This is a genomic window from Caballeronia mineralivorans PML1(12) (assembly GCF_001028175.1).
Lineage (GTDB): Bacteria > Pseudomonadota > Gammaproteobacteria > Burkholderiales > Burkholderiaceae > Caballeronia > Caballeronia mineralivorans.
Map to the genome: position 1 here is coordinate 11,832 of NZ_AEJF01000123.1, position 18,322 is coordinate 30,153.

General features: G+C 59.2%; 15 protein-coding genes and 1 riboswitch. Of the genes, 6 read left to right on the forward strand and 9 right to left on the reverse strand.

The window, feature by feature from the left end; all coding sequences use genetic code 11:
• The first annotated feature begins 13 nt into the window (after positions 1 to 13).
• Positions 14 to 1,213, forward strand: a complete 1,200-nt coding sequence (locus EOS_RS19495; protein WP_082163435.1) for an efflux RND transporter periplasmic adaptor subunit — start codon at positions 14 to 16, stop codon at positions 1,211 to 1,213.
• An 11-nt stretch (positions 1,214 to 1,224) separates the two neighbouring features.
• Positions 1,225 to 2,667 carry an efflux transporter outer membrane subunit gene (locus EOS_RS19500; protein WP_047848325.1) on the forward strand — a complete coding sequence of 481 codons (1,443 nt, stop codon included), beginning with the start codon at positions 1,225 to 1,227 and terminating at the stop codon, positions 2,665 to 2,667.
• Here EOS_RS19500 and EOS_RS19505 read toward each other — a convergent pair.
• Positions 2,642 to 4,048 carry a heavy metal sensor histidine kinase gene (locus tag EOS_RS19505; RefSeq protein WP_047848326.1) on the reverse strand — a complete coding sequence of 469 codons (1,407 nt, stop codon included), beginning with the start codon at positions 4,046 to 4,048 and terminating at the stop codon, positions 2,642 to 2,644. The genes EOS_RS19500 and EOS_RS19505 overlap by 26 nt on opposite strands.
• Positions 4,048 to 4,725, reverse strand: coding sequence for a heavy metal response regulator transcription factor (locus EOS_RS19510; RefSeq protein ID WP_047848327.1), 678 nt, complete (start codon positions 4,723 to 4,725; stop codon positions 4,048 to 4,050). Before EOS_RS19510 ends, EOS_RS19505 begins: the two co-directional genes overlap by 1 nt.
• Between EOS_RS19510 and EOS_RS19515 the strand changes: the two genes are divergently transcribed.
• Together EOS_RS19515 and EOS_RS19520 are read left to right on the forward strand one after the other, a co-directional pair.
• The gene (locus tag EOS_RS19515) at positions 4,724 to 5,089 is read left to right on the forward strand and encodes a hypothetical protein (RefSeq protein WP_152693149.1); all 366 of its coding nucleotides are present in this window, start codon (positions 4,724 to 4,726) and stop codon (positions 5,087 to 5,089) included. The genes EOS_RS19510 and EOS_RS19515 overlap by 2 nt on opposite strands.
• 62 nt (positions 5,090 to 5,151) lie before the next feature.
• Positions 5,152 to 6,138 carry an IS5 family transposase gene (locus EOS_RS19520; RefSeq protein ID WP_047848396.1) on the forward strand — a complete coding sequence of 329 codons (987 nt, stop codon included), beginning with the start codon at positions 5,152 to 5,154 and terminating at the stop codon, positions 6,136 to 6,138.
• Between the two features lie 1,062 nt (positions 6,139 to 7,200).
• Here the strand turns inward: EOS_RS19520 and EOS_RS19525 are convergent.
• The 7 genes from EOS_RS19525 to EOS_RS19560 form a co-directional block, all read right to left on the reverse strand.
• The gene (locus tag EOS_RS19525) at positions 7,201 to 7,908 is read right to left on the reverse strand and encodes an MgtC/SapB family protein (protein WP_047848329.1); all 708 of its coding nucleotides are present in this window, start codon (positions 7,906 to 7,908) and stop codon (positions 7,201 to 7,203) included.
• Between the two features lie 235 nt (positions 7,909 to 8,143).
• Positions 8,144 to 9,802 (reverse strand): Nramp family divalent metal transporter, encoded by a 1,659-nt coding sequence (locus tag EOS_RS19530; protein WP_047848330.1) that lies wholly within the window; start codon positions 9,800 to 9,802, stop codon positions 8,144 to 8,146.
• 915 nt (positions 9,803 to 10,717) lie between these two features.
• Positions 10,718 to 12,193: an aminotransferase-like domain-containing protein gene (locus EOS_RS19535; protein ID WP_047848331.1), complete on the reverse strand. Its 1,476-nt coding sequence runs from the start codon at positions 12,191 to 12,193 to the stop codon at positions 10,718 to 10,720.
• Positions 12,194 to 12,865: 672 nt separating this feature from the next.
• Entirely contained in the window at positions 12,866 to 13,363 is a 498-nt protein-coding gene (locus EOS_RS19545; protein WP_047848333.1) for a cupin domain-containing protein, read from the reverse strand.
• Between the two features lie 68 nt (positions 13,364 to 13,431).
• Entirely contained in the window at positions 13,432 to 13,893 is a 462-nt protein-coding gene (locus tag EOS_RS19550; protein ID WP_200908672.1) for an MEKHLA domain-containing protein, read from the reverse strand.
• Positions 13,894 to 14,028: 135 nt separating this feature from the next.
• Positions 14,029 to 14,445, reverse strand: coding sequence for a DUF302 domain-containing protein (locus tag EOS_RS19555; RefSeq protein WP_047848334.1), 417 nt, complete (start codon positions 14,443 to 14,445; stop codon positions 14,029 to 14,031).
• Positions 14,446 to 14,548: 103 nt separating this feature from the next.
• Positions 14,549 to 15,364, reverse strand: coding sequence for a TlpA family protein disulfide reductase (locus EOS_RS19560; protein WP_047848335.1), 816 nt, complete (start codon positions 15,362 to 15,364; stop codon positions 14,549 to 14,551).
• Positions 15,365 to 15,855: 491 nt separating this feature from the next.
• Between EOS_RS19560 and EOS_RS19565 the strand changes: the two genes are divergently transcribed.
• Both EOS_RS19565 and EOS_RS19570 read left to right on the forward strand, forming a co-directional pair.
• Complete coding sequence (locus EOS_RS19565) at positions 15,856 to 16,821, forward strand: glycerophosphodiester phosphodiesterase family protein (RefSeq protein ID WP_235442887.1); 966 nt, start codon at positions 15,856 to 15,858, stop codon at positions 16,819 to 16,821.
• Positions 16,822 to 17,065: 244 nt separating this feature from the next.
• Positions 17,066 to 17,173, forward strand: a riboswitch (guanidine-I (ykkC/yxkD leader).
• A 58-nt stretch (positions 17,174 to 17,231) separates the two neighbouring features.
• A complete protein-coding gene (locus EOS_RS19570) occupies positions 17,232 to 18,302 on the forward strand; it encodes a putative urea ABC transporter substrate-binding protein (RefSeq protein ID WP_047848336.1) in 1,071 nt (356 codons plus the stop codon).
• Positions 18,303 to 18,322 lie beyond the last annotated feature (20 nt).

Below are 18,322 nucleotides of genomic sequence, written 5' to 3' on the forward strand. Positions count from 1 at the left end.
AAGAGCTTAGAAAATGGACCATCACAACGACCTGCATGAACCACAGACCTCGGCTGACGAGATCAAGCCTGCCGCACGGCGACGCTTCGTGGTGCCGCTGGCATTCGGCGCCATCGCTGCCGCGCTGCTTGTCATCGGCATTGTTCCGAGGCTGCACGCAAGCACCGCGCTGACCTCGCAAGCCGCTGCGCAAAACGCGCTGAGCGTCTCCGTCATCAAGCCGCACAACGCCCCTGCGACCCAGGAGCTGCTGCTTCCCGGCGCCGTGACAGCCTACGCCGATGCGTCGATCTACGCCCGCACGAGCGGCTATATCCAGCACTGGAATGCCGATATCGGCACCCGGGTCAAGGCCGGGCAAACACTGGCCATCATTCAGACACCAGAACTCGATGCGCAGCTTCATCAGGCTCGTGCAGACGAAGCGACGGCACAGGCCAATTTCGAATACGCCAAAGTCACCGCGCAACGCTGGCAGGACATGCTGAAGACGCAGTCGGTCGCGCAACAGGACACTGACACCAAGGTCAGCGACATGCAGGCAAAACGCGCCATGCTGCAGTCCTCTCAAGCCAATGTGCAACGCCTGTCCGAGCTGGTTTCGTACGAGAACGTAAGCGCACCCTTCGACGGCGTGATCACGGTACGCAACGTGAATGTGGGTTCATTGGTCACGGCAGGCAGTTCACCGGGCCTGGCCGCGCAGCCCGGTGAACTCTTTCACATCGAGCAGACGGATACGCTACGCGTATTCGTCGACGTGCCGCAAAACGATGCGCCCTACGTTACGCCGGACACCGCCGTCTATCTGAGCGTGCAGCAATATCCAGGCAGGCATTTCGCCGGTAAGGTCGCACGCAGTGCGGGCGCGATCGATCCGGTGAGCCGCACCTTGCATGTGGAAGTCGATGTCGACAACCGCGACGGCGCGCTGATGCCCGGCGCCTACGCGCAGGTGCATCTGGCCTTGCAGAACACCAACCCGGCGCTCGACTTGCCGGTTAGCGCACTGCTCTTCCGGCCCAATGGCGTGACGGTCGCGGTTGTTGACAATACCGGCAAGACCGCGCTGAAGAACGTGACCATCGGACGGGATTTCGGCACCCACGTGGAAGTCACGACCGGGCTCACCGCCAATGATCGCGTGATCGACAATCCGGGTGATGCCATCAGTCCCGGCGAGCCGGTGCAGATCGCTTCGTCCGCTTCGTGAGGATCGCGCCCATGTCCATGTCACCTGCTTCCTTCACCCGCAAGACACTGGTTGCCTGCGTGAGTGCAGCACTCGCCGCTTGCTCGACCATGCCGGCCTACCAGAAACCGGACGTCGCCGTTCCGGCGCACTACGCCGGCGCCGCCGGGTGGACGCCGGCCGCACCTGCCGACACGCAGCCGCGCGGCCCATGGTGGACCGTCTTTGGCGACCCGGAACTGAACCAGCTTGAAAGCCGTATCGATGTATCGAACCAGACCGTGAAGAAAGCGGTCGCGCAGTTGCAACAGGCGCGCTCGCTCGTCGACTATCAGCGCGCCGGTTTCTTCCCGACCGTGACTGCCGGCGCGTCGCAAACCCGGTTCCGTACATCGCAGAATGTGCAGGGCCATTCGCTTGCGGGCAAGACCATACCTGATTATTCAGCCGGCCTGAACGCTTCGTGGGAACCCGACCTCTTCGGCCGCGTGAAGGACGCAACAGTCAACGCGCAAGCGAATGCCCAGGCAAGCGAGGCCGACCTCGAAGCGGTGCGTCTTTCGATGACGAGCGACCTGGCCGTAGATTACTTCGACCTGCGTTCACTCGACACCCAGAAGAAACTTCTCGACGACACCGTAAAAGCCTATGCCGACGCATTGCGGATCCTGAACGACCAGCTCAAGAACGGCGCAATCGATGCCTCCGCCGTGGCGCAAGCCGCGACCCAGCTGGAAAGCACGCGGACACAAGACACGGATATCGATGTCCAGCGCGCGCAACTGCAGCACGCGATCGCCACGTTGATCGGTGAACCGGCATCGACTTTCTCGATCCCTCCAAAGGTGGAATCGTTCGCAGTGCCGGCCATTCCGGCTAGCCTGCCTTCGCAGCTTCTCGAACGACGCCCCGATATTGCCGCCGCCGAACGCCGTGTATTCGCCGCCAACGCGCAGATTGGCGAGGCCCATGCCGCGTTCTTTCCTGATCTCATGCTGTCCGCAAGTGCCGGCCTCGAAAGCACGTTTTTTGCGCCCTGGCTGACCGCATCGAGTCTCTTCTGGTCGATCGGTCCGCAACTGGTCGGTACGCTCTTTGACGGCGGCCGGCGCGATGCCACGCTGAAGGGCGCCAATGCGCAATACGACGGCTCGGTCGCCGACTACAGGCAGACCGTGCTCGTGGCCTTCCAGCAGGTCGAGGATAATATGTCGGCACTGCACTCGCTGGAGAGCGAAGCGGCGAGCGAGCAGCGCGCGACAGCGGCAGCCGTACTTGCGTTGAAACTCACGACCAACCGGTTTCAGGCGGGTGCGGTGAGTTATCTCGACGTAGTGACTGCCCAGACCATTGCGTTGACAAACGAGCGCACCGCGGACCAGATCGATGCACGCAGGCTTGATGCAAGCGTGTTGTTATTGAAGGCGCTGGGCGGCGGTTGGCAAGGGCTCACGTCCGCGCAAACGTCAGGATGAACCGCGTGCCGGCCGCGCCGCTTTCGGCGTGGACGGTGCCGCCATGAAGCTCCATGATCGTACGCACGATGGCAAGCCCCAGGCCGGTCGATCCGCTCGAAGGCGCGCCGCTGGTGCGCGACGGATCGACACGATAGAACCTGTCGAAGATGCGTTCGAGCAGCGCTTGATCGATGGGGGTTCCCTGGTTCGCAACGGTAACCCGCAGACCACTGGCGCTCTCGGTCACCTGCAAAGTGATCTCGCCGTCGCGCGGCGTGTAACGGACGGCGTTGGCGAGCAGATTGCTGACCGCACGACGGAACAGTTCGACATCGGCCTTTAGCCGCCCGTTGCCGATCACGCGGATGTGTACGCCCGCATCCTCGGCAATACCTTCGAAGTACTCTGCAATCCTTTTCAATTCCGCTTCCACGTCAAACTCACGCGTATTCCTGGCGAATTGCGGATGCTCGGCACGGGCAAGGAACAGCACGTTTTCGATCATGCGCGACAGGCGGTCGCACTCCTCCAGGTTCGACGCCAGCAGCGCCTGATATTCCTCGCTCGAACGCGGTCGCGCGAGCGCCACTTCGGTCGCACCACGCAGGTTGCCGAGCGGCGTGCGCATGTCGTGCGCCAGGTCGGCGGTGTACTGCGAGAGTCGCTGGAAGCCGCTATCAAGGCCGCCGAGCATCGTATTCAGTGCCGTGACCAGCGAGCCCAATTCCTGGGGAACGTTGTCAGCTTTGATGCGGGTGTTGAGCTTGTCGACGGTTACATTGCCGGCGCTTCTCGCGATATCGCGCAACGGTTTGAGCGACTGGCGAACCAGCAGATAACTCATGAGGAATGCGATCAGCATGCCGGCGATTCCCGCCGCACGCAGGCGATCGCGATAATGGTCGAGTAACAACCACCGGTCGTGCATGTTGCGCGACACGATGATCGTTACGACCGCGCCATCCTGAAGCACGGCGTCCACTGCAATGCTGCGGATCGGCAAACCGTCGGCGGAAATCGAATCCGCCATGAGCGCCTCCGTGATCTGTTGCGATGCCGCGGCGCGCTTCGCCGGCGGTGCAACAGAGCCAGCCGTACTGGGGGCGTTATGTTCGAGCAGGAGGTGCCCTTCAGGGTCGACCACCTCCACCGACAACGCCTCGTTTCCCAGCACCTGGCTCGTCAGGCGTTCGCTGTAGACGCGAACGTCTGCAAGCGTGTCCAGTTCCTCTGCAAGGCGTCGCGTGTGACGCGCCGCGAGCACGATGTCCAGGTCATCCTGCGCTTTCACCTGGTGTTCGAGCGCAAGATAGACAAAGGTGCCGACTAACGCAAAGACCGCGAGCGTCGTCCCGGCGAATGCAAAAGCCAGCGTGGCCGTCAAGGAGCGGGCACGCATCAACCAGTCTCTTTCAGGTCGATGACATAACCCACGCCGCGCACTGTCTGGATCAGCTTCACGTCATAGTCGTCGTCGATCTTCGCGCGCAGCCGGCGAATCGCGACCTCGACCACGTTGGTGTCGCTGTCGAAATTCATGTCCCACACATAGGACGCGATCTGCGTGCGGCTCAGCACCTCGCCCTGCCTTCTTGCCAGTAGCTGAAGCAGGGCAAACTCGCGCGGCGTCAGGTCGACGCGCTTGCCACCGCGCCGGACCTTGCGGCGGATGACGTCGATCTCCAGGTCGCCGACCACGATCAGGTCGCTCTCCCGCGGCGGGCCGCGCCGCGCGAGGGTACGCACGCGCGCCAGTAGTTCGACGAAAGCGAAAGGCTTGACGAGGTAATCGTCGCCGCCTAGTTCAAGCCCGCGCACCCGGTCACTGACGTCGTCCCGGGCGGTCAGGAACAGGACCGGCGTCGCCTTGCTGGTGCGCAAGGTCTTGAGCACCGTCCAGCCGTCCATGGTGGGTAACATGACGTCGAGCACGATCACGTCGTAGTCCTCTTCCTGCGCCTGGATCAGGCCCGTTGCACCGTCGCTTGCGACGTCAACCACGTAGCCTGATTCTTCAAGGCCTTTCTTGAGGTACAACCCTGCTTTCTGTTCGTCTTCGATGACCAGTATTTTCATGGCTCCGCCTGGATCTGGGGCTGATATGTGCTACTGGCAGTTTACGCCGAAGACGGCGGTGCGCGATTACAAATACGTTATCTTGGGTTGGTGCCTGAAGGGAACCAGCGTGGACGGGGTTTTCGTTCGCACTCGGGGTGGGGTTGGGGTTCTTGCGCTCGTGGGTCTGGGTCTATGCCGGGTTGCTGCTTTCGGCTTTAGTGGTCTGCATGAGTTGGATATTCTTTTTATCACTATTAGCCACTGTGCGTGGCGGCACTTCATTTCTTTTTCCGACGACGGCGAAAAAGAAACAGAAGCAAAGAAAACGCATCCCAACAATCGGCAAGTTAGTGTCCCTAGGGAAACGCTGATTTATTCGTGATGTCGGTCATCGTGGGAGCGCCCGACACGTTGAACAGAGCAGGGTCTTGGAATGAGCCGAAGATGAAGCGACAAATCAGTTTTGCGGAAGCGGAAAGCCAAGGGAAGAAACGGGTGACGCGCCGTCAGCGGTTCTTGACGGAGATGGAAAGCGTCGTGCCGTGGCCTCGCTTGCTTGCGGCGATCGAACCGTACTACCCGAAAGGTGAACGTGGCCGCCCGCCGATTGGACTGGAACGGATGCTGCGGATTTACTTCTTGCAGCAGTGGTACGGACTGTCAGATGAGGCGCTGGAAGACGCGCTGTACGACAGCATCGCAATGCGCACGTTTGCCGGGATCGATCTGGCTGTCGAGTGCGTACCGGATGCGACCACGCTGTTGAAGTTTCGCCGGCTGCTGGTCGAACATGACCTGACGAGGGCCTTGTTTGATGAGATCGGCATCATGCTTTGCCAACGCGGCCTGTTGATGAAGGAAGGCACGATCGTGGACGCCACGATCATTGAGGCACCGCCGTCGACCAAGAACGCCGAGAAGAGCCGTGACCCGGAGATGCATCAGACCAGGAAGGGCAACGAATGGCACTTTGGCATGAAGGCCCATGTCGGCGTGGATGCCGATTCGGGGCTGGTGCACAGCCTGATTGGCACCGCAGCAAATGAATCGGACGTCTCGCAGGCGCACGCGTTGCTGCACGGCCACGAAGAACGGGCGTTTGGCGATGCTGGCTACACGGGCGTGGCTTCTCGCGACGAGATGCAAGGCAAGTCGGTGAAGTGGCATGTCGCGCTCAAGCGCGGGAAGATCAAAGCCATGCGCGACGGCGCGTTGAAGGATCTGCTGATCGCCGCCGAACGCACCAAGGCGCAGATTCGTGCCCGGGTCGAGCACCCGTTCCACGTCATCAAGAATTTGTTCCGTCATCGCAAGGTTCGCTACAAGGGTTTGGCCAAGAATACGGCGCAGTTGTTCAGCCTGTTCGGCCTGGCAAATCTGGTGCTCGCCAGGAAGCGGTTGTTGGCCCCACAGGTGAGGGATCTGTCCTGAGCGCGCAAAACGCGCCAGGAGGCGCATGAAATGGCGGAAAAACTGCGCTGAATCTGGGTGTTTCTCTCTCACCATGAAAAGCCGAGGTCAAAGGCGTGCGCAACATCATGCACAAACTCATTGATCAGCATTTCCCTAGCGTGCAGGCCTCAGTTTTTGGCACCTGATAGCACGGTGCTCGCCAGACTCACCGATGTTTGAACCCCTCCTTCTCGCGAATCCTGACACGAACACGCTTCGCCCCCAACGCTCTCGGGCAAGCACCATGACCCACAGACCATGACGGCCTGACGTGTGCTGGTTGCCTCATTTCCGGGTGGGTTGGCTACCTGATCTGCGTGCTTCTTTCTTGAGGTGGGTGTACGCGGATAGCGCGGGGTGAACCTGTGGCAGGTTCAGTCACTGGTGGCGAAGCGTGTGGGTATCTGTGTTCGGAGAGGTCGGGCTTCAAACATCGGTGAGTCTGGCGAGCACCGTGCTATCAGGTGCCAAAAACTCCTAGCCTACACGCTAGGGACACTAACTTGCCGATTGTTGGAAACGCGTTTCTTTGCTTCGTTTCTTTGCGCGTTTGCAAAGAAACGACGTGCCGCCACGCACAGTGGCTAATAGTGGTAAAGAAATCAGCTAACTTAAACCGACCGCTAACCTGAGCAGCAGCAACCCGGCACCACCCCCCACCGCTAAGCCTAAAATCGCCAGCACCCAAACCCCGTCCACCGGCGCGAGCGAAAAAAGAGATACGCCTGCGTCAGCGTCTAGACTTATCGCCCACCGACCGGGCGTCCGCATCCTCCTCTTGCGATTCGCGCCGCGAATGCTTTAGCGCATCAAATATTCCCCAAATAGCAATCGCTAGTCCAGTTCCAAACCCGCAAACCAACAATACGTAAGTACTCATCTGCGACCCTTAATGAAGTGGAGCGACGCCCGATAATGCGAACACCCCCGTCAGGCTCACGAGTACGCAAGACGTCACTGCCCCGGATACTACCGATGCATTCTTTCAAAACGCATGCCTCATACCCCTCGCCACGCGCGGCTGCGAACCGTGATGCAGTGTCAATCAGGCACGGGCACCGTGTCGAGCGCGGCCCAGCTAACGCTCGATACGCCCTTGTCCATGCTTAGCCGGCTCGCAACAACCTCGACCTTCGATTGATATTTCGGATGCGTTTCGAGCGTTGCGATCACTTCAACCCGATGCGAATCGTCGTCCAGATCCTTGCTGCTAAGCCCTTGAAACGATAGCGGCGCCGACACCATCGAGTTGGTGATGACAGCGCGGATATCCACTTCGTCTTCCGCGCGACAGACGACCTTCAGCACATAACTGCGCACGAGATCCGCGGAAGCCACCGGCGCCGTATTGATTGCACGGCCCACCTCACGCAACACGGTATTGGTGAACAGGATCACCGCGGTTCCCGCAATGGCAGGCCCATAGTGGGACGACCCGCAAAGCACGCCGACAGCAGCGGAGCACCACAAGGTGGCAGCCGTATTGATACCCTGGATGGCGCCTTGCTCGCGCATGATGACGCCGCCGCCCAGAAAGCCCACCCCGGACACCACGTACGCAGCGATCTGCGTCACGGTCGTCGTTCCGTTTCCCGTCAAGGCGCCAAGGATCACAAACAAGCAAGCGCCGCTGGTCACCAGTGTGATGGTGCGCAGGCCAGCCGTTCGCTGCCGCATCTGTCTCTCAAGACCGATGGCGACACCGCACGACAATGCGGCTAACAGAGGAAGAATGTAGTCGAACACCATAAAGCGATTCTTTGAATTGTATTGTTCGCATGCATTGTCTGACGAAGACCGCTTAAGCGCGCTCGACACGCGCTTAACGACTGCACCGGCGCACTGCCAGTGCGCGTCACCGTATTGTTTGCACGTGACAGTCAAATGACAGCAGGCAAACTACTCTATCAGACAGGTGCTGGCAGCATGGCTCAACGTGAGCCATGCCGAAGAAACCGCACGACCCGGGAGCCCCAGGCGCGGTTCAGGCAAAGAAGACCATCTGAACGACCTTGACCACGACCAGACCGACGGCGACGACAAGATAACCTCGAAGCACGCCCATCCAGATTCGCTTGGTCAAACTGAGGTTCGGCGGAGGCAAGGTATCGAGCGGTGGCATGCGCCATGACTCCCGGCTGTACTTTGAGTGAGCCGAAGCTGCAAGGCCAGGCTCCGCGCTTGCCCCGTCGCGCCAACGCTCGCGGAGCATCAGCGTAATTGCGTAGCCGAGCAATGCCAGCGCCGTTCCGCCCCCGAGCGTTTCGAGGATCGCTGCACCGCTTATGTTCGGGTACATCACCGAGGCAGTCAGGATGATCGAGAGCATTACCAGCACCCAGACAACGGCGCCGGTAAAAACGTTCAGGCGCTTCGAGTTGACCCATGGGCCTAGCACGGCTTTGTCGTTGCAGAGCAGCAGAAGGAAAACGGTCGCGCTCGGCAGCAAGACACCGGCAAGCGTCTGCACTGCTTCGGTCAACAGCCCCAGCGGGCTCCCCGGAATCAACACTAGCGCAGCCGCAGCGACCACGATGCCAAAGTAGACGAGATAAAAACCTTTGGCATCGGACACGCCCCTATGCAGCGAGTGACGAATCTTGAACACATCGCCAATTGCATACGCAGTCGACAGCGACACCGCCGCAGCGCCGATAATGCACGCGTCAAGCAGTGCAATGGCGAACAGCGTGGCGGCGGTATGCCCGGCGTATTTGCTCAATCCGTTGATCACACCGCCTGCATCAGTGAAGTTGCCGAACTCGGGCTTGCCTGCGTAAAGCGCTGCACAGAACGACATCATCGCCACGCCGCCAATCATCACGAAGACAATGCCGATCCACAGGTCCGCTTTTTCGTACTTCATGAAACGCGGCGTGATGCGCTTATCGATGATGTAGCTTTGCTGGAAGAACAATTGCCAGGGCGCCACCGTTGTACCGACAATGCCGATGACCAGCAGCATCACGTCGCTAAGCTTCGAGTGCGCAGGCCAGTTCGGAATCAGGAAATCGCGCGATATTTGTGCGACCGGCGGATGAATAGACACCAGTACCGGCACCAGCAAGAGACTCAGCAAACACAGCACGACCGCAAAACGTTCAAAGCGCCGGAAGCTGCCGGTACTGACCGCGGCCATGGTCAACGCGGCGGCAATGCCGACCCCGACAATCTTCGAAATGCCGAAGAAGTCCAGAACAAACGTGATGCCGATGAACTCCGTGACAATGGTCAGCGAATTGAGAATGAATAAATCGATGACGCTGAACGCACCCCAGAACTTGCCGAAACGCTCGAAGATCAGACGGGCATGACCCACTCCGGTCACCGCGCCCAGACGCAGCACCATCTCCTGATTCACGAAAAGCACGGGGACCAGCAACAGCAGAGTCCATAACAACGTCGTGCCGTAGTTCTGCCCTGCCTGCGTGTAGGTCCCGAAGGCGCCCGCGTCGTTGTCGCCGACCATCACGATCAAGCCGGGACCGAGAATCGCCAGCAGCGTGCGCAGGCGTGCCCACCAGTTGGTACGGGGCGCCGTGTCGTGATGCGCGATGGTACCGAGAGCGCCTTTGATGTCGCCAAGATGGGCGTCATCCAAGACCGCGCTGCGAGGCGGTAGAACGTTTGTTGGAGTGGACATGATGCTCCCCGGAAGCGATGGAATAATTGAGTGCTAAGAGCGCGCCGGCTGCAAACGCATGCGTATGCAGCGGAACACGCTGCTAGGTAATTAGATTTGCAATAGCGCGCCAGAGCACCGCTAGGCGACGCGGGCGGGTAGAGCCGGGCGGGAGTGCGGCGACGTGGTGGCGCGCTTCCTGAGCATGCGGAGGTGACGAGACGAGCAGACCGAAGTACATGGTATTTCTCCAGGCGATTGGCTTATTCGCTTCACGGAAAGCCAGCAACACGGAGTCCGATCGCGTCTTGCGCGCGTCGAAGCAGGTCCACTCGCTGTCCTTAAAGCTTGGTGATGGTCATGGGGCTTAAGGGGTAACTGTCACTGTCCGTCATAACGGCTCCTTTTCATGCGTCGTACGCGCTTGATATGCGCGTGTTGGTCCACGCCGCGCCGGTTCCTGAATGCGGAATGCGGCGCGAGCAAAAGCAACCGCGAGTGCTTGCTCACGGCGAGGCGCCGTTCAGACGCAAGCAAACGCTGCGGCCGATTGGCGCAATATGGGGTGCACGGGAAAAGTACTGCGAAAGTACTACGACGCGCACCGTCTGCCCGCTGGCAAGACGGCGGCTAGAGAATTCGAGCGCGGGGTCCTGCCGGTCAGGCAGCTAAACAATCCAGAGGTCGACGACTACAAGTGTCCAAGGCATTAGCCCTTTTGTGACGATGATTGAATTTTAGGCAACCGAGAAATAGCAAGTCAACAGTATTCGTTAAGCGAAGCAGAAATAAGCGGGTTTTGTTGTATGGCTCGTTAGTAAGGCGCCTCAAGTCCGGTCCATGCGCCTGATGGCTAGAAATATGAAAGCTTAAAGAAAGATTGTTACCATGCCGAGCATAGAGGAACGGTCAACATTCCTATTAAGCGCGTTGCCGTCAGGCAATGTCCCGAGCGAGTCTTCCAAGACGCTGCAATGCACCATCTAGCGCTTGATCAAACGGCTGCGGGCAACTTAAACGAATGAACGAAGCGAAGCGCTGCGAATTCGAGAATATGGTCCCAGGTGCTATGCGAATTCCCTGCGTCAGCGCAGCTTCGAACAGCCGCCCGGAATCCGATCCTGTCGGCAGCTCGACCCAAAGCACTACGCCGCCAACCGGCATGCTAAGCCGCGTACCAGACGGAAAATAATGCGCGATAGCGTCGGCGGTAGCTTCCCGCTGTGTCCTTAATCGTTCGCGTAGCTGGAAGAGATGTCGATCGTAAGCACCGGAGCCAATGAATTCCGCCGCAACGAGTTGAGGCAAGCTGTCGTTATTCCGGCTTTGCGCGAATTTAAGCATCTTGACGCGTGCATGCCATCGCCCGGGCGACATCCACCCTAGCCGCAATCCAGGCGCCAGGACTTTATTCAGCGACGCGCAATGAATGACCCCACCCTCGCGGTCCCATGCCTTCAAAGGCTTGTTCTGGTCAGCGTCGTCAAGCAACTCCCGATAAGGTTCATCCTCGATCACCGCAACCCGGTGCCGCGCGCAAAGCCGGACGAGCTCGGCCTTTCGCTCGTTGGGCATGACGCTGCCAAGCGGATTCTGGAGATGCGGCACGACGACCAGAGCCTTGATGTTTCCGTATGCAAGCAGCGCCATCTCCAGCGCTTCGAGCGACAGCCCCGTTGTCGGGCTAGTGGAAATCTCGAGCGCGCGCAAACCTAGGCTCTCGATAATCTGCAACAAGCCAAAGAACGCCGGGGATTCGATCGCCACCGTATCGCCGGCCTGAGTGACGGCCCGCAGCGCCAGGTTCACCGCTTCCACACCACCGGTTGTTGCGATCACTTCGTCAGGCGAGAGCGTCAGGCCCGCGGAAAGAGCACGTTTCGCAACGGCTTGCCGAAACACGGCGCCTCCTGAATCCCCTCCCGCTTCCGTAAGAAGCGTCGGCCTGTACCGGAGGATTTTCATCGTCAAGGATTGCAGCCGTGCAGTTGGATAAAGCGATGCCGCGGCCGTTGCCCCACCCAGGTTCAGCGCCTCGGGAAACTGTTGGGCGTGGGCGATTACCTTCGATATGGATTCGTGCAGACCTACAAACTGCGCTTCCATGGGCGCAGTTACGTTTGCCGGTTCATCGACGCCGGGTAAAACCGGCGTCGTCCGTCGACGAACGAAATATCCGGAACGTGGTTTTGCCTGCAGCCAACCGGCATCTTCCAGACGCCGGAAGACCTGCAGCGCCGTCGAGAGGCTGACCTGGTGCCTTTGCATCAACGCCCGGACAGAAGGCATGCGATCGCCCGGCACAAGCGTTCCCGAGGCAATCACGCGGCGATAGTGCTCCGCCAGGCGCTCATAAAGCGGCTCGCCCGTCATAGGTAGATCGCGAGGCGGCGTTTCGAGGGAGAGTGTCATTGTGCAAATGCTGCTGGTAACCCATCGCTCGCGCCAGATACAGAAGCAGGGAAATTGGACAGAAACAGATGTTGAATGATCAATCTGTTCCGGAACAGATTGTACAGCGCTGAATCTGTCGCAAAGGGAGCCACCTCAATATGCTTGAGTCGTGCTTAAGCCCTTTTTCGCGAAGGTGCGTAGAGCGAATTCAAAACAAACAGCAAAGGCGCGTCTTATGAAAGCGATCAGGCAATGTTTCTACCCCGGGCAACTCAATGCCCGACGTCAGCGAGCCGGAACGCAAGTCGTCGCGATAGACGGCGCGCTTCGGTTGACCTACCGTGACCCCTCTCTGGACTGGCTTTTAAATGTGACCGTCCCTGTTTCGGTCAACATCGAGGAAGGCGAATGCCATATGCTTCCCTACGATACGTTTGTCGAAATAGAAGTGCTTGGACCTTCTGCGGTCAACGGTCTTGTGGGCGTGCCCCGCCCGCAGTACTCCCTTGTTGCGGCTATCGGCAGATGCGCTGCGTGGATTGGATGTCATGGTCGCGCCAACGCGCAAAGACCAGACAAGCGAAGAACACAGGGCGTGACGAGAGACTAGCGAGCAAGCGGTGGGCCGAGGATTCCGCTTAAAAAAGCGTCGCTATCCCGGACGCCCTCACGCACGGCACCTCGAACACCTCACTCGTCTTCCCAATAGCTCAACGATTCCTCAGGCCGCCCCACCGTCCTGAAACCGCCCTCGCCGTCCACCATCACCGCGTACTTGCCGGAATCGGGATACATGCAAACCTCCGGCGACTCCTGCGTGCTAACCGCTAGATATCGCAATTCCACGTCGCCGGTATTGAGGATCTGATGCGCCGTTTCCGGGCCGCCCGCGGGACACGCGACCACGTCGCCGGCGCGGAGTGCGTGACGGTCATCGCCAAGGCGAATCTCCCCTTGCCCGGCCACCACGAAAAACATCTCTTCATTGACGCGATGACTATGAAAAGGAAAGGCACGCTTGCCCGGCGCCAGCGCGATCAGGTTATAGCCGAGCTTCAGCGCACCGAGTGGTCGTCCAAGCATACCGATGCGCGGCGCGAAACGTTCCGCGGCGGCGCCGGATGGCGCGTGCTCGGGCGGAAATGAATGCAATTCGACTTCGTCCAGATTGATGACGCAACGGTGCATGGTGTGACCTCTAGGGAGATTGGGAAACTTCCATCCAACAACGCGTATCTGGAGCGGGCACACCTCGCTCAAACATCCTTCCATTGGCGATAGGTCGCGGCCTGCCCACAATACACGCCTTCGCGATTGATCAGGTTCCAGACCGTTACGTTCTCGATCCAGAAGCGTCTTCCCGACTTCGCTATGCGAAGGCCGCGATAACTGCTTGCGTAACCTTTGGTTCGTACCGATTCAAGCAAGCCATCACGCTCCTCGCGGTTAGGATGTTCTGCCGACAATCGGGAACGCAGCGCCGTCATTTCGGCCCACGTATATTCAAAACATCGCTGTGCGGCCTGGTTTGCGTAGACAAACCGCGGATCCGCGTCGGTGTTGTGCGCGACCACGCAGAATGGCGCGTCTTCGTATAACCATCGGGCGGCGTCGGCCTGCAAGGCGTCATTATCTAGCAGGGGCATACCGACCACCCGAAAGTGGCTGTCCGTCAGCAGAGCGCAGAAGTCAGGGTCGAGAGCTAGTGACATCGTCATAGGGTTAAGTCTTGAAAGGCGGGAGTAACATTACGATTCAGGCGATGAATGTTACCGTGCCACGCGAAATCCCGTCTCTCAGCGGGTAAGGCGGAATCAGTTTTCGAATGATCCTTCGTGTCACGGCTGATGCCTTTAAGCCAGAGCGTCTCTTAGCAAAGCCGGCATTTTCCTCAAGGGTGCAATCAGCTTCTCGTCGACCTTATAGTCGCGTTCAAGCGTCGTTGTCACGTCCTGATAGTCCACCCATACCGTCTTCTCGCTGTCTTCCCAGACAACGGCTCTTAGCGGCAACTCAAGCGCTGCGTGCGGGTTGGCTTCCATCACCGGCGTACCTGCCTTCGGGTTTCCAAACAGAAAGAGCCGGGTGGGCCTCAAGGGCATTCCGGCATCCGCGGCGGCGGCGCTCTGGTCTATCTCGGCGAAGAGCGTCACGCCGTGCGCGGCCAACGCCGCCTTGAGCCGGGAAACGGTCGCGTCGAAGTCGTAGTTGCTCTGCAACGTGACCACCGTGGAAGGGAACTCTGCAGGGGTGTTGGTGCGTTCGGTCATGGTGTTCGCCATCCAGTAAACAATGGGGTCATCGTTCAACGCCGGAAGATCGCTTCATAGTGCGCCAGGCTTAGCCGGTAGTGGAAGCACGACGCCGCGGCAATCACTGAAAATTCTTCAATTCAATGTCCGGATAGAACTGTTCAATCGCCTGTGCAAACGTGGCTCGTGAAAACTGTCCCAAGTGAGCCGATAGCAGGCGGCCTTGCGCGTCATAGAAAAGCGTCGTGGGATAGGCTCTAGCCGAAACGGCTCTCGCGACGGCAAGATTTGGGTCAAGCAACGCGTTCTTGATGTGAAGATCATGTGAAGTCAGATAGCTGCTTACTACATCGCGCGTCTCGCCCTGGTTCACGAACACAATATGAAGACCCGGAGTCTCCGCCTGAGCCTCTGCGAGAATGGGCATTTCCGCCTGACACGGAGGGCACCACGTCGCCCACAGGTTCACCACGATTGGCCTGCCGTCGCCTTTGGTCAAGGACTGGCGAGCGCCATCTATATTGATCAGCGAGACAACCGGTACACTCGCCGGCTGCCTCGATAAATTGATAAACGAGGTTACCGAAGTCCAGACCACCGCTCCGGCCACGACGGCAGCTAACAACGGCACGCGCATGGTACGGCGACGCAAGAGAAACCACCCGACCACACATCCTCCGGCTATCAGACCGGCGGTCATGTCGAATCCCTGATCCCGGAAATCGAGCATCTTCACAAGACCGCCTTTATAGGCCGGCAAGTAGTGCAGGACGAACGACAGCCGAGCCACCACCAGCCCGGTGAACACACTGCTGAAGATCGCTCCATCCACGTTCGCGCGGTTCTTGCGAAAGATCCATCCGGCAAACAAGGAAACCACCACGCTGATAAAGAAAATCAACGGAGGCAGGGGTAGCGAAAAAGGACCGACGTTCATCTGATGCTGCCCGGTATTTGAAGAGTGGATTGAGTGGATGGAAGCGGCTGCACCGGACAATTATCCGGTGTCCCCTACTCTCGACCGCCTTTAGGCTCTCGCCTGGACCTGACCCAAGCGGGATCTGGCCGAGGCCAGCGTCTAAAGGGGATTGTGGCACGGCCAAGCGCGAGACAGTCTCTTTGGCATGGCCGTACGCCATCTGTTTGTGCATCATTCTCGACCGTGCCTGAAACCACGCCTCAGAATGCAATCTGGTTCGCGCTGGAAGGTCCGGTTACAGCGGTCATGGATTCGTCAGGTTATTCAGTGATATTTATTCACTGAAGCGATACGATCACGCGTATTCGCGATCTTGTTGATACGTCCAAACGCTTCCCGTACCCTGCCACGGCATAACGCTTTTGTTGTGGCCGTTTCTTGCGGCATCTCAGTACCGTCTTCGAACTGGAAGACAGAGTCATTTTTATTTAATAAGCATGACACAATTCATGTCGCCTGGTTTTATGCAGCCCATAAAAGCACCGGTGCAGCGGCTCAGGTTCGCGCGCAGCACACGCTTTCGCATTACTGCGGCTGCACTAGTGATCATCACCGCGTTCTCACTCACACCCGCACTCGCTGCGCCATTTATCGTCGCGCATCGTGGTGGCACCGGGGATACGCCGGAGAACACGTTGCAAGCGTTCAGCACGGCGCTGGAAAACGGCGCGGATGCGCTCTGGATGACTGTTCAGGTGACAAAGGATGGTGTGCCCGTGCTCTACCGTCCCGCGGACCTTGGCTCGCTCACAGACGGGCAAGGTCATCTCGACAACATCACGCTAAACGATCTTCGCAAATTCAACGCGGGTTATTCGTTCAGCCGCAAGGACGCTTCGGGACAGCTCAGCTACCCCTATCGTGCTGACCCGCTGCGCATCCCGACCTTGCGTGAGGCGCTGGATGCGGTGCCGCCAAGCGTGCCGATCATGCTCGACATGAAACAAACCCCCGCGGCGCCGTTGGTCGAAGCAGTCGCCCGGGTTCTCGACAGCGCGCACGCATGGTCGCGCGTGCGCCTGTATTCCACGGACGCCAATGCGATTGAGCTAATGAAAGCCCACCCCGAGGCTCAGGTGTTCGAGACGCGCGACGCCACGCGGAATCGTCTGGTCGATCTCTCGCTCGGAGGTACTTGCGACAACCCGCCTCCCGCGGGAAGCTGGATCGGAATCGAGTTGCATCGTCAGGTCGAGGTGGTCGAACACTTCACGCTGGGGACGGGGGTGTCGAAAGTCGACGCGCGGTGGTGGACACCGGCAGCAGTCAAATGTTTCAAGACCAATGGGAACGTGAAGATCGTTGCATTCGGTGTTGACTCGGCCGACGCGTATGCAACCGCTGCCGCTCTTGGAATCGATGCAGTGATGACGGACTCACCGCGTGCAATGCGCACGGAGAAGAAACCGCAGTAGCGCAGCGCGCATGAAAAATATCGCGTGCATTGAAATGCTCGTTCAGGAAAAGTCGTCGCTTAGCCGGTTCAATGCATGCACGGAAACTGTGCGCCAACGGCTTAAGCGCGGTGCACCAAAACCCAAACCCGAGCACGCATTTCCGCTAAACCCCTGACAGTCAGGCGTTCCGCGCATGGCACGCTAATCGCTTAAGAGAAAATGCAAGGAGCCGGCGCAGTATCCGGTCAAAGCACACAATCTGGAAATGGACGACTAGGGTTCCGGCCTGCTTGGCTTAATCGAGCAGGTGCTGGTCCGAGAGTTGTCGACCTCAGGCGAGGTTACACGGCGGGATAAAAGCCCGGGAGAGAACGCGATGTTCGCGCTGCTCCTGGCCGTCCGCTAACCGTCCCCTCGAGGTCAAACTCATGCGTAAGCTTGTTCGCTTTTTCGGCATTGCTGCCGTCTCTCTCGTCACCCTCGCCTCCACCCCCTCGTTCGCTGCAGGCCGTACGGACTTCAAGGTCTGCTGGACCATCTATGCAGGCTGGATGCCTTGGGGCGAAGCCAAAACGCAAGGCATTGTCTCCAAGTGGGCCAAGAAATACGGCATCAATGTTGATGTCGTTCAGCTCAACGACTACGTCGAATCCATCAATCAATACACGGCCGGCAAGTTCGACGGTTGCGCAATGACCAACATGGATGCGCTGACCATTCCCGCGTCCGGCGGCGTTGATTCGACCGCATTGATTGTCAGCGATTATTCGAACGGCAACGACGGTGTGCTCATCAAGGGCAAGGGCAAGAAGCTCACCGACCTCAAGGGCCAACAGATCAATCTGGTCCAGTTCTCCGTCTCGCACTACCTGCTTGCACGCGCGCTTGAAAGCGCCCACATGAGCGAGCGCGACCTCAAGGTCGTGAACACCTCGGACGCCGACATCTCCGCCGCATTCGCCACGCCCACCGTACAACAGGCGGTGACCTGGAACCCGATGCTCGCCGACCTCAAGGCTCAACCGAACGTCACCGAAGTCTTCGACTCCAGCAAGATTCCCGGCGAAATCATGGACATGATGGTCGTCAACACGAAGACGCTGCAGGACAACCCGGCGCTCGGCAAGGCGCTCACCGGCGCATGGTTCGAGATGGTCGCGCTGATGCACGCAAACAGCGCCGGCAGCACGGAAGCGCTCACTGCAATGGCCAAGTCGTCAGGCACCGACCTCGCCGGCTTCAAGGGCCAGCTCTCCACCACCGCCCTCTTCTATACGCCGCAAGCCGCACTCGCCTTTGTCACGAGCCCGAACCTGCCGACCATCATGACGCGCGTTGCCAGGTTCTCGTTCGATCACGGCCTGCTCGGTCAGGGCGCACCGAGTGCGGACGCGGTCGGCATGGCGTTCGACAAGGGTGTCGTGGTCGGCAGCAAGAGCAATGTCAAGCTGCGCTTCGATCCGTCCTATGTCGCGATGGCGGCAGCGGGCAAGCTCTAAGCCGGCATCTTTAACAGGGC

Excerpts from the sequence above, each read along its gene's own strand:
- EOS_RS19555 (WP_047848334.1), bottom strand. The coding sequence starts at position 14,445 with ATGACCGAACGCACCAACACCCCTGCAGAGTTCCCTTCCACGGTGGTC.
- EOS_RS19505 (WP_047848326.1), bottom strand. The coding sequence starts at position 4,048 with ATGCGTGCCCGCTCCTTGACGGCCACGCTGGCTTTTGCATTCGCCGGG.
- EOS_RS19565 (WP_235442887.1), top strand. The coding sequence starts at position 15,856 with ATGTCGCCTGGTTTTATGCAGCCCATAAAAGCACCGGTGCAGCGGCTC.
- EOS_RS19495 (WP_082163435.1), top strand. The coding sequence starts at position 14 with ATGGACCATCACAACGACCTGCATGAACCACAGACCTCGGCTGACGAG.
- EOS_RS19545 (WP_047848333.1), bottom strand. The coding sequence starts at position 13,363 with ATGCACCGTTGCGTCATCAATCTGGACGAAGTCGAATTGCATTCATTT.
- EOS_RS19560 (WP_047848335.1), bottom strand. The coding sequence starts at position 15,364 with ATGAACGTCGGTCCTTTTTCGCTACCCCTGCCTCCGTTGATTTTCTTT.
- EOS_RS19570 (WP_047848336.1), top strand. The coding sequence starts at position 17,232 with ATGCGTAAGCTTGTTCGCTTTTTCGGCATTGCTGCCGTCTCTCTCGTC.
- EOS_RS19515 (WP_152693149.1), top strand. The coding sequence starts at position 4,724 with ATGGCTCCGCCTGGATCTGGGGCTGATATGTGCTACTGGCAGTTTACG.
- EOS_RS19510 (WP_047848327.1), bottom strand. The coding sequence starts at position 4,725 with ATGAAAATACTGGTCATCGAAGACGAACAGAAAGCAGGGTTGTACCTC.
- EOS_RS19525 (WP_047848329.1), bottom strand. The coding sequence starts at position 7,908 with ATGGTGTTCGACTACATTCTTCCTCTGTTAGCCGCATTGTCGTGCGGT.
- EOS_RS19535 (WP_047848331.1), bottom strand. The coding sequence starts at position 12,193 with ATGACACTCTCCCTCGAAACGCCGCCTCGCGATCTACCTATGACGGGC.
- EOS_RS19550 (WP_200908672.1), bottom strand. The coding sequence starts at position 13,893 with ATGACGATGTCACTAGCTCTCGACCCTGACTTCTGCGCTCTGCTGACG.
- EOS_RS19520 (WP_047848396.1), top strand. The coding sequence starts at position 5,152 with ATGAAGCGACAAATCAGTTTTGCGGAAGCGGAAAGCCAAGGGAAGAAA.
- EOS_RS19530 (WP_047848330.1), bottom strand. The coding sequence starts at position 9,802 with ATGTCCACTCCAACAAACGTTCTACCGCCTCGCAGCGCGGTCTTGGAT.
- EOS_RS19500 (WP_047848325.1), top strand. The coding sequence starts at position 1,225 with ATGTCCATGTCACCTGCTTCCTTCACCCGCAAGACACTGGTTGCCTGC.